Annotated in this window: 15 protein-coding genes; 6 read left to right on the top strand and 9 right to left on the bottom strand. The window is 66.8% G+C overall.

Annotated elements, in window-relative coordinates:
* Positions 1-1,935 (bottom strand): adenylate/guanylate cyclase domain-containing protein, encoded by a 1,935-nt coding sequence (locus tag ABZV58_RS21735; RefSeq protein ID WP_355001958.1) that lies wholly within the window; start codon positions 1,933-1,935, stop codon positions 1-3.
* Positions 1,936-2,102: 167 nt separating this feature from the next.
* Entirely contained in the window at positions 2,103-2,777 is a 675-nt protein-coding gene (locus tag ABZV58_RS21730) for a hemolysin III family protein (RefSeq protein ID WP_355002220.1), read from the bottom strand.
* A gap of 118 nt (positions 2,778-2,895) precedes the next feature.
* Between ABZV58_RS21730 and ABZV58_RS21725 the strand changes: the two genes are divergently transcribed.
* The gene (locus tag ABZV58_RS21725) at positions 2,896-3,714 is read left to right on the top strand and encodes an isoprenyl transferase (RefSeq protein ID WP_141808890.1); all 819 of its coding nucleotides are present in this window, start codon (positions 2,896-2,898) and stop codon (positions 3,712-3,714) included.
* 38 nt (positions 3,715-3,752) lie between these two features.
* Positions 3,753-4,355 carry a hypothetical protein gene (locus ABZV58_RS21720; RefSeq protein ID WP_355002219.1) on the top strand — a complete coding sequence of 201 codons (603 nt, stop codon included), beginning with the start codon at positions 3,753-3,755 and terminating at the stop codon, positions 4,353-4,355.
* 7 nt (positions 4,356-4,362) lie between these two features.
* Here the strand turns inward: ABZV58_RS21720 and ABZV58_RS21715 are convergent, their stop codons facing one another.
* From ABZV58_RS21715 to ABZV58_RS21700, 4 genes are all read right to left on the bottom strand, one after another.
* Positions 4,363-4,557, bottom strand: coding sequence for a hypothetical protein (locus ABZV58_RS21715; protein ID WP_355001957.1), 195 nt, complete (start codon positions 4,555-4,557; stop codon positions 4,363-4,365).
* Between the two features lie 455 nt (positions 4,558-5,012).
* Positions 5,013-6,056 carry a hypothetical protein gene (locus ABZV58_RS21710; protein ID WP_355001956.1) on the bottom strand — a complete coding sequence of 348 codons (1,044 nt, stop codon included), beginning with the start codon at positions 6,054-6,056 and terminating at the stop codon, positions 5,013-5,015.
* Positions 6,053-6,361: a hypothetical protein gene (locus ABZV58_RS21705; protein ID WP_355001955.1), complete on the bottom strand. Its 309-nt coding sequence runs from the start codon at positions 6,359-6,361 to the stop codon at positions 6,053-6,055. Before ABZV58_RS21705 ends, ABZV58_RS21710 begins: the two co-directional genes overlap by 4 nt.
* 70 nt (positions 6,362-6,431) lie before the next feature.
* Positions 6,432-7,529, bottom strand: coding sequence for a YbaB/EbfC family nucleoid-associated protein (locus ABZV58_RS21700; RefSeq protein WP_355001954.1), 1,098 nt, complete (start codon positions 7,527-7,529; stop codon positions 6,432-6,434).
* Between ABZV58_RS21700 and ABZV58_RS21695 the strand changes: the two genes are divergently transcribed.
* Positions 7,500-7,784 carry a hypothetical protein gene (locus tag ABZV58_RS21695; protein WP_355002232.1) on the top strand — a complete coding sequence of 95 codons (285 nt, stop codon included), beginning with the start codon at positions 7,500-7,502 and terminating at the stop codon, positions 7,782-7,784. The two genes, ABZV58_RS21700 and ABZV58_RS21695, sit on opposite strands and share 30 nt — an antisense overlap.
* 30 nt (positions 7,785-7,814) lie before the next feature.
* Here the strand turns inward: ABZV58_RS21695 and coaA are convergent, their stop codons facing one another.
* A complete protein-coding gene (coaA, locus tag ABZV58_RS21690) occupies positions 7,815-8,747 on the bottom strand; it encodes a type I pantothenate kinase (RefSeq protein WP_355001953.1) in 933 nt (310 codons plus the stop codon).
* A gap of 181 nt (positions 8,748-8,928) precedes the next feature.
* Between coaA and ABZV58_RS21685 the strand changes: the two genes are divergently transcribed.
* Positions 8,929-10,125: a DUF885 domain-containing protein gene (locus ABZV58_RS21685; RefSeq protein ID WP_355001952.1), complete on the top strand. Its 1,197-nt coding sequence runs from the start codon at positions 8,929-8,931 to the stop codon at positions 10,123-10,125.
* 361 nt (positions 10,126-10,486) lie between these two features.
* On the opposite strand, the gene ABZV58_RS21680 is transcribed toward ABZV58_RS21685, so the two are convergent.
* Both ABZV58_RS21680 and ABZV58_RS21675 read right to left on the bottom strand, forming a co-directional pair.
* Positions 10,487-10,927, bottom strand: a complete 441-nt coding sequence (locus ABZV58_RS21680; RefSeq protein WP_355001951.1) for a nitroreductase family deazaflavin-dependent oxidoreductase — start codon at positions 10,925-10,927, stop codon at positions 10,487-10,489.
* Positions 10,928-10,938: 11 nt separating this feature from the next.
* The gene (locus tag ABZV58_RS21675; protein WP_355001950.1) at positions 10,939-11,391 is read right to left on the bottom strand and encodes a PaaI family thioesterase; all 453 of its coding nucleotides are present in this window, start codon (positions 11,389-11,391) and stop codon (positions 10,939-10,941) included.
* Between the two features lie 96 nt (positions 11,392-11,487).
* Between ABZV58_RS21675 and ABZV58_RS21670 the strand changes: the two genes are divergently transcribed.
* Together ABZV58_RS21670 and glyA are read left to right on the top strand one after the other, a co-directional pair.
* Entirely contained in the window at positions 11,488-12,045 is a 558-nt protein-coding gene (locus tag ABZV58_RS21670; RefSeq protein WP_355001949.1) for a TetR/AcrR family transcriptional regulator, read from the top strand.
* Positions 12,046-12,092: 47 nt separating this feature from the next.
* Positions 12,093-13,388: a serine hydroxymethyltransferase gene (glyA, locus tag ABZV58_RS21665; RefSeq protein ID WP_355001948.1), complete on the top strand. Its 1,296-nt coding sequence runs from the start codon at positions 12,093-12,095 to the stop codon at positions 13,386-13,388.
* The last annotated feature ends 126 nt before the right edge of the window (positions 13,389-13,514 follow it).

Raw genomic sequence — 13,514 nt, 5'->3', positions numbered from 1 at the left:
CTAATCCGCTTCCGATGCAGCGCTTCGTATTTCGGTGATCGCGCTGACCGGTGGCTGGTCGTCGGTGGTGTCGGCAGACGGGGTCGAGGTATCGGCTGACACAGGGCGGTCGGTGGTGTCGGCGATCGAGTCCAGGTTGTTCACGGGCAGCGGGCCGTTGTCGGAGGTTTCCGCGATCGACTCCGGGGCGTTGGCGGGCAGCGGGCGGTTGTCGGTGGTGTCGGCGATCGAGCCCGGGTTGTTGGCGGGCAGCGGGCCGTTGTCGGTGGTGTCGGCGATCGAGCCCGGGTTGTTGGCGGGCAGCGGGCCGTTGTCGGAGGTTTCCGCGGTCGAAGCCGGGGCGCTCGCGAGCAGCGGGCGGTCGGCGGTGGTTTCGGCCGCGGTGTCAGGGCCGTCGGCCGGTGGCGGGCGGTGGTCGGCGCCGTCTGTCGCGGGCTCCGGGTCGCCTTGCGTCGCAGCCTGTTCGGTGTCGGTCCAACAGGCCGTCGGTTCCCGCATGCCGCGCAACAGGATGTTGTCGTAGAGCGTCCACTGCTCGCGCTCGTGCGGGGCCGCGGCTTCGATCACCGCGCCGCTCACCAGGATTCGGCGGGGCGCGTCCTTGGCTTCGGCCGTCAGGCGGGCGGCTTCGTTGACGGCGTCGCCGATGACGGTGAACTCCAGGCGGGTGTCGGTGCCGACGTCCCCGGCGAACACCTGTCCGCGCGCTACACCGATGCCGATGTCCAGCTCGCCGTTCGCGGTCACCTCGTCGCGGATCCGGCGGGCCGCGCGCAGTGCCGGAGTCGCGTTGTCGCGCAGCGCGATCGGCGCGCCGAAGATGCACAGCGCCGCGTCGCCCTCGAATTTGTTGACCAGCCCGTCGTTGTCCTCGGTCGCCGCGACCACGATCGAGAGCAGGCGGTTCAGCTTGGCGACGAACTCCTGCGGCGGCAGGCCGGTGGACAGCGCGACCGACCCGGTCACGTCGACGAACAAGGCGGAGACGACGCGCACGTCACCGGTCAGGTCCATGCCGCCGGTGAGCGCCCGCTCGGCCACCTGCGCGCCGACATGCCTGCCGAACACGTCGCGCATCCGTTCGCGCTCGCGCAGATTCGCGGCCAGCTCGTTGACCGAGTGTTCGAGCCGCCCGATCTCGCTGCTGCTGCCGACCGGCACCCGGACGTTCGTCTCGCCCCTGCTGATCAAATCCAGCGCCAGCCGCAGCGTTCGCATCGGGCTGGCCACCGCGCGAGCCAGGATGGCGGTCGCCAGTGCGCCGACGCCGATGCCCACCGCGGACAGGTAGATGGCGGTGCGGATGCGGTCCGACGCGGCCGCGGCGGGGTCGGCGAGCACCACGATCAGCATGGCGAGCGGCATGGCGCCCGCGACGCCCCAGGTGACGATCACCCGAACCAGCACCGACGAGCTCCAGTGCATGGTGCCGCCCAGCACCGCCGACACCACCGGAATGGTCGGTCGGATCAGCCGGTCCACGATCAAGAAGGTCACCGCCGCCGACTGCAACGCGCCGAGCGTGAACAGCGCCGCCGTCACTCCGGGAGTGTCGATTTCGGTCAGGTGGGTGAACGTGGCGGACACGATGATCACGCCCGGTATCCACAGCGCCAGTGCCCGGATTGTGATCGCGATCGGCAGCCGCAGCAGTCTGCGTGCTTCCTCCGCCGTCGGCTTGCGCATCTGATCCAGCCAGCCGAAGTACCTGCCGCGGTCACGCATGGCCAAGCCGACGCCCGCGAGAAGTCCGACGGCCGGGTAGATCGCGACGAGGCCCATGGTGCGCATCCAGTCCTCGCCGAGTCTGCCGAAGAACCCGCTCAACCACAGGCCGGTGCCGATGACCGCGAGACCACTGAGATTCGCGGTGATGACCACGGCCGACAGGCCCCAGCGGGCCTCGAGCGCCCGCACGACGAGCTTGGCGATCACGACGCGCGACCACCCGCCGGAGACGGTGACCGCCGGTGCGGCCGGGGACGGGCGGCGACAAGTGACACGAAAGAGCAGCTTATCCGGCCCGATGGCGCCGAGAGGCGGCAACGGATATCTCGTCTGTCAGCCGCTCCACACGGCGGTCGCCGAGCCCTTTCGAAAGCTCAGCGCAGCACCACCAACCAGATCGCGATGTAGTGACTCAACGCCGCGAGCACCGTCGCGGCGTGGAAGAACTCGTGGTGTCCGAACACCTCCGGCCACGGGTTGGGCCACTTGGTGGCATAGAGAATGGCGCCGCCGCTGTAGATCAGCCCACCGATCACCAGCAGGATCAGCGGCGCGATGCCGATCTGATTGTTCAACTGTCCGGCCACCGGCACGATCGCCCAGCCGAGCAACAGATACAGCGGCACGCCGACCCATCGCGGCGCGGTCGGCCACAGCAGCTTGAGCGCGACACCGGCGAGCGCGCCCGCCCAGACCACCGCGAGCAGCGTCTGCCCGGTGCTTCCCGGCAGGCCGAGCAGCGCGAACGGGGTGTAGCTGCCCGCGATGAACAGGAAGATCATCGAATGGTCGGCGCGCTTCATCCGGATTCGGGTGCGCGGGGTCTGCCAGGTGATGCGATGGTAGACCGCGCTGATGCCGAACAGCCCGCACACGGTGAGCCCGTAGACCAGGGTCGACCAGCCCGCCGTCGCGGAGACGGTGGCCGCCTCGGCGACCAACGCGATCACCGCCAGCGCGGCGATGCCGACCGCCCAGGTATGGATCCAGCCGCGCATTCTGGGCTTGACCAGCGCGGCGAGCGCCTCGGCCGGGGAGGTGCCGACCAACTCCGCGTCGGCCGCACCGACAGATTCGGACACGAGAGTGACCTCCTAGTTAACCGATGAGTAACCTACGCCACCGTAGGTTAGCGCCGGATGCCACTGTACCGGGGAAACGCGGCCGATGCCGGAATCGCGCCGCCAAGGCGTACTGTTGGACGCCGTGGAGCTTCGGAGTCGGGTGCGTGGTCTGCCATACCGCATCTACGAGGCCCGGCTGTCCAAGCAGCTGGCCGGTAAACAACACCCACGCCACGTCGCGGTCATGTGCGACGGCAATCGCCGCTGGGCCAGGGAGAACGGGTTCACCGATGTGAGCCACGGCCATCGCGTCGGCGCGCTGAAGATCGCCGAGCTGGTCGGCTGGTGTTCGGACGAGGGCATCGAGATGGTCACCGTCTACCTGCTCTCGACCGAGAATCTGCAGCGCGATCCCGACGAGCTGGAGACGCTGTTCGAAGTGATCACCGACGTCGTCGAGGAGCTCTCCGCGCCCGAACGGGATTGGAGCGTGCGCATCGTCGGTTCGCTGGACGGGTTTCCCGAGCTGATCGCCAAGCGGTTGCGCACCGCGGCGGAGCGCACCGAGGGGCGCCAAGGCGTGCACGTCAACGTGGCGGTCGGGTACGGCGGACGCCAGGAGATCACCGACGCGGTGCGCTCGCTGGTGCGCCAGGAGATGGCCGCGGGGGAGACCGGCGAGGATCTGGTGCAGTCGATCACCGTCAACGCCATCGGCCAGCACCTCTACACCTCGGGTCAGCCCGATCCGGACCTGGTCATCCGCACTTCGGGCGAGCAGCGACTTTCGGGCTTCCTGCTCTGGCAGAGCGCATACTCGGAAATATGGTTCACCGAGGTCTACTGGCCGGAGTTCCGCAGGGTGGATTTCCTCCGCGCCTTGCGCGATTACGCGGCCCGACATCGCCGTTTCGGGGTCTGAAACGGCCACACTCCAGTACCGTCCGGTCTGTGCATGTTCTGACGCAGACCCCGCAGGCGCCCGCTCCCGCCGCGCGCGGTGACGGACCGGTCAGGCGCCTCAGCTACGAGGAGTTCGGCCGCCGTTTCCTCGAGTACGCCGTGTCCGAAGAGCGCGTCGCCGCCGCGTTCGGCGAATTGACCGGAGCGGCCTTCGACGTCGGCCCGATCCGGGTCGGGCCCGCCAGGCTGGCCAAGGTCGTCGCCCATGTGCGCCTTGGTATTCCGCGCGTGCACCGGCGCGTCGGCGAGGTCATCGATTTCGAACTGGTCCTGCCATTGCGTGTCGGCATGCTCGTCGATCTCGGCATCGACCGGCACCGCTTCGAGGTGGACGGCACGGTCCACCTGCACCTCACCGCCCGAACCGCCGAACCGCTCCGGGTCCTCATCGAGATCGCCGAACCCCGTCAGCGCGACGTCCGCGTCAACGTGGCGGCCGGCACCAAGCGCGCCCAACTCCTGCGCGTCCTCGTCGGCGTAGACCACGAGATCCGCCGCTTCGTCGCCCGCTACATAGCCACCGAAATCCGCAAACCGCACATCACCTCGGTACTCGACATCGACGTCGCGACGCGCTTGGACCAAGCCTGGCGGTTGTAGTCGGAGTTCACAAACCGCCGAAGATGCTGGCGAAGAACACGGTCCACGTCCACACCCCGGCTGTGAACGCGACCGCTTCGACACGGGCGCGCGGATACCTGAACCACACCGCAGCCGAAATCAACGGCGCCGCAAGCGATACCGTCCGCCAGTTCCAGGGATACGGCACGAAAGCGGTATCCGGATCGACGTACAGCAGCATGAACGGATATGCTGCGCAGAACGACAGCGGAATCGCCAGGAACCGCCACCACGTCACAGGCCCCACTATTTCGTTCGCAATCTCGCTTGTTTCCGCCCGGTCCAGGATTCTGCTTGCCGGCTGAAACCCTGCGTCTCACCGGATATCCGAAGCGAACAAGCGGCGCCGGGAAATATCAGAAGTCATGGGTTAGGTAGACGCGCAACACACTAAGCGCCACTATCCCAACCGTAAACGATGCTGCCTCCCACCGTGCTCTCTGGAAACCGAACCACATCGCAGCCGAGATGGGCAGTGACGCAAGCCATGCGGTGCGATAGTTCCAGGGAAATGGGATGAAGTGAGTATCGGGATCGGTATAGAGCTCCCAGAACAACCACGCGACGCAGAACGACATCGGTACCGTCAAAAGCCGCCACAATGCTCGACGGGGCTGCACCTCGTCACGGCCGGTATCAATCCTTGAGGATGACAAGCGTTGTCCCGTCGACGTTGTTGTAGTCCATGTTGTTCGGGTCGACCAATTTTGCATCCTGTGCGTAGCGAATGCAGGTGTCGATGATCGCTTGCCTGTTCCCTTCCAGGCGTTCTCCGAGTTCACGGCCAGTGTGGTTGTTCCACTCGTCCATCTGTTTGGAGCCGTGCAGCCTACTCGGTTGGTCCTTTTCGTGCGCGTCCGCCATCCGTTTCGCGAAATCCGCATCCGTGGATTCTGTCATCAGCGCCTGCCAGATGCAGTGTCTCGCGGCATCTTGGCGAGTTGACTCAGCGTCACCGGGAAAAGCCTTCGCAGATTCCTCCCAAGCGAGGTCTCGGTCTCTGCTGTCATTGGACTTCTTGCAGTCGATGGGATTATTTATGCAGACGTCCTGCTCGTTGTACCCCATTTCGCTGAGCTTTTTTCGCTCCTCATCGTAGGGCAACGCTTGTGGCTGCCCAACTGGCGTCCGTTCGGAACCAGGCAAATCGTTGAAGGCATCGTTGATCGCCTGCGTAGCCGCAATGTCGGCCGTGTTCGCTTGCGCGAGAAGCTGTTTGATTGCCGCAGTTTGTGCGTCGGCATCGATTTCCAATGCTGCCATTGCCGTTCGGAGCTGGCCCGAGTCGTTCACCGTGCTGAGTAGAATCTGCTGCGTGGAAGGTGCAGGAGTGCAGGTGCCGTCCTCGCGTACATCGTAGCCCTTTTCCTCCGCCACCCGCACAGCCGTGGAGAGAGCAGACTGTGCTGTCGCTAGTTCGGCGGCCCCAATTCGCGCGGCCCCGGCGCCGCCTACCAATGCATTGCGGAGTCTTTCGGTCTCGGAGTGGAGTAGTTCGTATTGCTTCCGCATAGCATTGCCGGAATCTCCCTGCCAGCTGTCGAGCGACCGGTCCACCGCACGGTACTGAACGTCCATGGCTTCGGTGAGCTCATGCGCCTGCTGTTCCCAGCGGTCGGCTTGGGCAGTCAAGGCGTCTGGCAGAAGCGCGAGAATCTGGGATTTCGTCAGCGTCGTCACGGCAGATCCAACCCTGTGGTGGTTATTTCGGCGGCGCGGTCCCCGTCTTGGCTCAGGAACTGAGTAACTGTGGTGCTGGTAGCGTCGCCGAGCGCCTGCATACCAGCGGCAGCAGCCAGCGCTGCACCGAAGACGCCGGTGATGGCGCGGTCGCATGCTTCGACCACGCGGGTTGCGACCAGACCGTAGGTGACGCCGTCGACCGGTCTGCTCCTCTTGCCCAGCACGCTGATCATTGACGTCGTGGTGGCGAACGTATCCGCCAGCCGTCGGACGTCGTCCGGGTCGAAGTGGAATTGTTCCACTGAGTTCACCGCACCCCCTGTCGCACACGGTGTTTCGTAGCGACCACTATAGCCACCGATGCGATCGTCGCTAGCGCTGTTCGACATCCCAGTCGTCCCAGGAGTCATAGATCGGATAGAGGTCATCATCGCCGCCGAGTGCGGGGAATTGCGGATCGAGCCACTCTGGCACGACAAGCTGCTCGTCGGCCTCGAAGGCCGGATCGGTTGACGGATCATCCATGAGGCGTGGCGGTGGCACGGGAGTCCAGTCCGCATTCGGAGCCGAGGTATTTTCGGCGGGTAACGGTGTCCGCCGAGGTCGCGGAAGCTGGGGTGCGACGGTGAAGTAGAGGTTGTCGTCATCCGGACGGGCGAATGGCTGAATGACGTGGTGCATCGGATCGTCTTGTTCGGCAACGCTTTCGATGACACCGGCGACTCCGGCGGAGTCGAAGTTGGAATTCGAGTCGGCATCAAGGCTGTAACCGCCACTGGACCGCGGACCCGGCTCGGAATTGGTGCTGGAGCTGCTAGCTGCGGACGTGTCCGGTCGGCAACCATCCTCTGCGCTCGAGCTGGGCAACTGGCCGGTGTCGGAGAGGGAACTTCGGCTTGCGTCGTTGTCTGTGTCGCCTCGGGAATCCGATCGAGAATGATCGGCGTCTTGCTGGCGAGCGGCATTCTTGGACGAGCCGTCCGCGATCTCCGAATTCGCGCCCGCGCCCAGACCGGCGTCGACTCCAGGGTCCGCCGTATCGGTGGCCGACCCGGTACCGGCGAGTTGCTCAATAGCTTCCCGCACCGCGTCTCCCGCTCGCGTGAAGGCGAGCTTGTGCAACTCCACTACGACATCAGCCAATCGACGCGCGGTCAGCGTCGATGGCTCGCTCACTGTGATGGCGTGCAGCACGCCGTTAGCGCCGACCACTACGGTGACCGACCCGTCGGCGGACGAGGCGGTCCCGCGAGCGCGCGCCATGGCGTCTTGTAGCCGCTCGACCCGCGCCGTCGCCGGTCCTTGATCCCCCAAGTCGCCCCCTGATCCCTGATCCGAGTTTAGTTGGGGGCGGCGAGGATTGGAATGCGCGGTGACTGGCTTGGTGGCCGGGGTACTCTGGCGCGGGAGAGGCCGAGGGGTCGACAAGGGGGATGGCCGATGAGCTTGCCGGAGGACAGTCACCCGCATCTGGATGACGTGCGGACGCTCGCGGGTGCTTTCACTGCGGCGGGATTCCGGGTGGCTGCCGCTGGCCGGCCGCCCGTCGAGGACATGCCGACCGCGTTGCCGGACACGGCGGTCCTGGAATCCTGCGGCGCCGCCGTGCGACTCGTGGATCGCGCGCTCAGGGAGACGGCGGCCCGGCTGCAACGCTCCGGTGCGGCGAGCTTGCGCGGGGCCGAGGAGGGGGTCGACGCGTCCAGCTATCCGTGCTGCTTCTGAGCGTCGTCGAAGACGTTGCGCGGTAAGCGATTACAACTTCCGCAACCGGAGGCGGTTGATGCTGTGGTCGGCGTCCTTGCGGAGGACGAGGGTGGCGCGGGGGCGGGTGGGGAGGATGTTCTCGACGAGGTTGGGGCGGTTGGTGGAGTTCCAGATCTCCTTTGCCGTGGCGGTCGCCTGCTCGTCGGTGAAGCCCGAGTAGTGGTGGAAGTGGGCGGCGGGGTCGGCGAAGGCGGTCTCGCGCAAGGTGAGAAACCTTTGTACGTACCAGTTTTCGATGTCCTCGATGCGGGCGTCGACGTAGATGGAAAAATCGAACAGATCCGAAACCATAAGGCGCGGACCGGTTTGCAGCACATTCAGTCCCTCGACGATGAGGATGTCGGGCTGGCGCACACAGTGCAATTTGCCCGGCACGATGTCGTAGGAATTGTGCGAATACACCGGCGCGCACACCTCGGTCGCGCCGGATTTCACCTCGGTGACGAAGCGCAGCAGTTTGCGCCGGTCGTAGCTCTCCGGAAAACCCTTGCGGTGCATGATGCCGCGCCGGGTGAGTTCGGCGGTGGGATACAGGAACCCGTCGGTTGTGACCAAATCCACACGCGGATGGTGATCCCAGCGGGCCAGCAACGCCTGCAGCACACGCGCGGTGGTCGATTTTCCGACCGCGACGCTGCCCGCGACACCGATCACGAACGGCACCTGCTGGTCCGGATGCTTCTCCCCGAGGAAGGTCGCGGTGGCGGCGAACAAGCGCTGACGCGCGGCCACCTGCAGGTGGATGAGACGAGCGAGCGGCAGATAGACCTCCGCGACTTCCTCGAGGTCGATCTGTTCGCCGAGACCACGCAGCCCGATCAGTTCTTCCTCGGTGAGCACCAGTGGAGTCGATTTGCGCAGCGTTCGCCACTGCTTACGGTCGAATTCCACATAGGGGCTCGGCTCGCTCATTCGTGCCACTTACCCGACGCTCCGTTTCGGCAAACACGCACACAAGCCGGCTCGGCCCGGTGAGATTCGATCTAGCTTTCGCCGCATGGTCGAATTCTCCTCTGTACCGGCACTGTGTGAAACGGGGGGTGTCGCTACTCGCTGGTAACCACCTCGATACCTCGGCCGGTTGCGGCTACTGTCGGCTGGCATGGAAGCGCACCCGCTCGTCACCGAGTACCTGCGACTCGGCCTGGCTTTCGACCGGCTCGAGGAAGGTTTCGTCGACGCCTACACCGGAGACCCGCAGCTGCGCAGGGAGGTGCAGAACGCCCCCGCGCCGCAGCCGCGAGATCTCGCGAAGCGCGCCGCCGAATTGCGCGCGGCGCTGCCAGATGCGGGCCTGTCGTCCGAGCGCGCGGAGTTCCTCGACGTGCACCTGCGGGCGCTGGAGTGCTCGGGCCGCAAGTTCGCGGGCGACGACATCGGCTTCGTCGACGAGGTGCGCGCCTATTTCGACGTCGACATCGCTCCGGGGGACGTCGAGGACTACCGCGACGCGCACCGCCAGATGGACGAGGTGCTCGCGGGCGACGGACCGCTCGCCGAACGGGTCGCCGCGCACCGCAAGGCGGACGAGATCCCGCCGGAATGGCTGCGCGCCTGCGTCGAGGCGTTCTCCGGTGCGTTGCGCGAACTGGTGCGCGAGCGCTACCCGCTGCCCGACAACGAGCACGTCACCTACGAGGTGGTCGGCGACAAGCCGTGGTCCGGATTCAACTATTACCTCGGGAACTACCGCTCCACGGTCGCGATCAACTCCGATCTGCGACAGCACATGTCGAACCTGCCGCACCTGATCGCGCACGAGTCCTATCCCGGCCACCACACCGAACACTGCCGCAAGGAGGCCGGTCTGGTGGCGGCCGGTCAGGCGGAGCAGACGTTGTTCCTGGTCAACACGCCGCAGTGCCTGATGGCCGAGGGCCTCGCCGATCTGGCGTTGCGTTCGATCGTGGGACCCGGCTGGGGAAAGTGGGCGCAGGAGATCTACGCCGATCTGGGTCTGCGTTTCGACGGCGACCGCGCCGAGCGCCTGTCCACGGCCTCGGCGAAACTGCTCGCCGTGCGCCAGGACGCGGCTCTGCTGCTGCACGATCGCCGTCGCGACGAGACCGAGGTGGCGGAGTTCTTGCAGCAGTGGAATCTGACGACACCGGAGCGGGCGCGGCAGTCGCTGCGTTTCCTCTCCTCGCCGCTGTGGCGCGCCTACATCAGCACCTACGTCGAGGGGTATCGCCTGCTCGGCGGCTGGCTGGACCGGGCCGCCGACGCCGACGAGCGCGCCGACCGATTCCGGCGGCTGCTCGACGAGCCGCTCACCCCCGGCGCGCTGCGCGTCATGTGAACGCACGACCGTCGGCGCGGGCGCGCGCTCGGCTACTAATCAGTGCGGCACGACGTGCCGCCGATCGAAGTGCCGTGCCTGCTCGCCGCGGCCGTCGCTACTGAATGACAGCGCACCCTTCTCCGGAGGACAGCGAACACATCAGCAGGGACAACGTCCGCAGCAGAGCGTCGATCGGATTGTTCGGCACGGAGACGAAATGCGGCATGGTGATTTCCTCGGGTTCGACGGGGACAACGTCACCTGTGAAACCGGTCCGCGCCGTACATGTCGTTACGGTCCGCGCGGCCCCCAAAACTGGTGGCAGGTCCGTCCATCCGAGCGGTTTTCGATCGCCGTGAAGCGGGCCGTGCCGAACGCCTCAGGCGGCCGAGAAGGTGACGCGCACCGAGATCGGCTCCGTCTCCAGCGCCTTGATCGTCCACGCGAGGACCGGCCGCGCGATCCTGCCCGTGGCGAAGCTGCGTGCCCTTGCCACGACGTCGTCGTCGGGGACGAACGCCGCGGTGCCGGTGTACCAGCGGTCGCCGCGGCGCAGCCGGACCCGCGGGTCGGCGGTGATGTTGCGCGCCCAGCCCGCGCGGGGACCGTGCTGGCAGATGATCCAGGCGCCCTCGTCGTCGAACGAGGCGGTCACCGGAACCCGGCGTGGCAGACCGGTTTTCGCGCCGGTGGTCTCCAGCTCGGAGACCAGTGCGGTGCGGATGCCGAGCCGATCCAGCGCCGCTACCGCCGGATTCGCGATGTAGCGGCCGATCAGCCTTTCGCGCTTGAACTTTCGCAGTGTGTCGCGTTCGGTCACGGTGGTGCTCCTCAGCGGAAGATGACGCAGGTGGTGGTGGCGTGGGCGACCAGGCGGCCCTGGTCGTCGACGACGCGGCCCTCGGCCGTAGCGGTGGTGCGCCCGACGTGGATGGTGGTTCCGGTGGCGGTGAGCTTGCGCCCGTCGGTGGGCACCGAGCGGATGTAGTTGATCTTCAGCTCCAGCGTGGTGTAGCCGACGCCTGCTTCCAGGGTGGTGTGCACCGCGCAGCCCATCACGGAGTCGAGCAGCGTCGCGCAGATGCCGCCGTGCGTGCTGCCGAGCGGATTGGCGAACTCGGGGCGGGTCGTCAGGCTGAAGACCACTTTGCCGTGCTCGAGCGCCTCGGTCTCCAGGCCGAGCAGGTCGCCGATGAACGGTGGGCGGTCCTCGAGCGACATCGCGGTCTTCAGCAATTCGAGGCCCGAGAGCTGGGCCGGATCGATCTGCGCGGGCGAACTCATGGATTTCCATCCTTTCGATGAACCGATCGGTCCACATCTGTCATGATTGGAGCATGGACCGATCGGTTCACGCAAGGTGACGGAGAAAGGACGGCCATGACGCAGGGGCCACGCGCCCGGTTGATCGAGGGCGCCATCGAGCTGGTGCGCGAGCACGGCGTGCACGGCGCTGGGCTTGCCGCGCTGCTCGACCGGAGCAATGCCTCGCGTAATTCGCTCTACCAGCACTTTCCGGCGGGCAAGAGCGAGTTGGTCGCCGCGGCGACCGAGGTGGCGGGCCGCAGGATGTCGGCGGTCATCGAAACGGTGACCCGCTCGGGGGAGCCCGCGGACTGGGTCGGCGCGCTCGTCGGATGGTGGAAACAGGCCTTGGAGACCAGCGCGTATACCGCGGGATGCCCGATCGTCGGCGCCGCGCTCGCCGAGTCGGAACCGAACGTGCAGGCCGCCGCGGGGAGCGCTTTCGCCGACTGGACCGAGCAGCTGACCGCCGGGCTGACCGGTCGCGGCGTCGATGCCGCGCGGGCACGGTCGCTGGCGAGCTTCGTGATCAGTGCGGTCGAGGGCGCCATCGTCCAGGCGCGCGCGACGAAATCGACCCGCCCGCTCGACGACGTCCAGGACAACCTCGCGACCTTGCTGCAGATCCGCTGACCGGCCCGCTGCCGGAAGCTCGACCCTGCCCCAATAGACTGAGGCCCGTGACGCAGACGACCGCCTCTGTCAATACCCAGTCCCTCGGTGAGCTCGATCCGGAGCTCGCTGCCGCGATGGCAGGCGAGCTCGCCCGCGAGCGCGACACCCTGGAAATGATCGCCTCGGAGAACTTCGTGCCGCGCGCGGTGCTGCAGGCGCAGGGCAGCGTGCTGACCAACAAGTACGCCGAGGGCTACCCGGGCCGTCGCTACTACGGCGGCTGCGAGCACGTCGACGTCGTCGAGACCCTCGCCCGCGAGCGCGTCAAGGAACTGTTCGGCGCCGAATTCGCGAACGTGCAGCCGCATTCCGGCGCGCAGGCCAACGCGGCGGTGCTGATGGCGCTGATGAACCCGGGCGAGAAGCTGCTCGGCCTCGACCTCGCGCACGGCGGTCACCTGACCCACGGCATGCGGCTGAATTTCTCCGGCAAGCTCTACGAGGTGCACTCGTACGGGGTGAGCAAGGAAGACCACCGCATCGACATGGACGAGGTGCGCAAGATCGCGAAGGAGGCGCAGCCGAAGGTCATCGTGGCCGGCTGGTCGGCCTACCCGCGGCACCAGGACTTCGCCGCGTTCCGCGAGATCGCCGACGAGGTGGGCGCCTACCTGTGGGTGGACATGGCGCACTTCGCCGGTCTGGTCGCCGCCGGTCTGCACCCCTCCCCGGTGCCCTTCGCCGACGTCGTCTCCTCCACCGTGCACAAGACCCTCGGCGGTCCGCGTTCCGGTCTGATCCTGGCCAAGCAGGAGTTCGCCAAGAAGCTGAACAGCTCGGTGTTCCCTGGCCAGCAGGGCGGTCCGCTCATGCACGCCATCGCCGCCAAGGCCGCCGCGTTCAAGATCGCCGCGACCGACGAGTTCCGTGACCGCCAGCAGCGCACCCTCTCCGGCGCCAAGATCCTGGCCGAGCGCCTCAACGGCGCCGACGTCAAGGACAAGGGCATCAGCGTGCTCACCGGCGGCACCGACGTGCACTTGGTGCTCGTCGACCTGCGCAACTCGCAGCTCGACGGCCAGCAGGGCGAGGACCTGCTGCACGAGATCGGTATCACGGTGAACCGCAACGCCGTTCCGTTCGACCCGCGCCCGCCGATGGTCACCTCCGGTCTGCGCATCGGCACCGCCGCCCTGGCCACCCGCGGCTTCGGCGACGCGGAGTTCACCGAGGTCGCCGACATCATCGCCACCGCGCTCGTCGGCGGCTCCGATGTGGAGACCCTGCGCGGCCGCGTCACCAAGCTGGCCCAGAGCGTTCCGCTGTACCAGGGCCTGGAGGACTGGCGCCTGCTCGGCTGAGCCGTCTGTGTTTGCGAGACGCCCCTGCGGAATACCGTGGGGGCGTTCGCTTTTCGGCGTGGCGCACAGCCGCGGCCGCTGGGTGCCGCAGGACCACTCCGCCGCCGCTCTTATGTAGGGAAGGGC

Origin of the sequence: Nocardia sp. NPDC004654 (assembly GCF_040609595.1) — a bacterium.
GTDB lineage: Bacteria > Actinomycetota > Actinomycetes > Mycobacteriales > Mycobacteriaceae > Nocardia.
This window is presented reverse-complemented; position numbering and strand designations above follow the sequence as displayed.

Excerpts from the sequence above, each read along its gene's own strand:
- ABZV58_RS21725 (WP_141808890.1), top strand. The coding sequence starts at position 2,896 with ATGCCGGAATCGCGCCGCCAAGGCGTACTGTTGGACGCCGTGGAGCTT.
- ABZV58_RS21715 (WP_355001957.1), bottom strand. The coding sequence starts at position 4,557 with ATGCTGCTGTACGTCGATCCGGATACCGCTTTCGTGCCGTATCCCTGG.
- ABZV58_RS21695 (WP_355002232.1), top strand. The coding sequence starts at position 7,500 with ATGAGCTTGCCGGAGGACAGTCACCCGCATCTGGATGACGTGCGGACG.
- ABZV58_RS21700 (WP_355001954.1), bottom strand. The coding sequence starts at position 7,529 with ATGCGGGTGACTGTCCTCCGGCAAGCTCATCGGCCATCCCCCTTGTCG.
- ABZV58_RS21685 (WP_355001952.1), top strand. The coding sequence starts at position 8,929 with ATGGAAGCGCACCCGCTCGTCACCGAGTACCTGCGACTCGGCCTGGCT.
- ABZV58_RS21675 (WP_355001950.1), bottom strand. The coding sequence starts at position 11,391 with ATGAGTTCGCCCGCGCAGATCGATCCGGCCCAGCTCTCGGGCCTCGAA.
- ABZV58_RS21670 (WP_355001949.1), top strand. The coding sequence starts at position 11,488 with ATGACGCAGGGGCCACGCGCCCGGTTGATCGAGGGCGCCATCGAGCTG.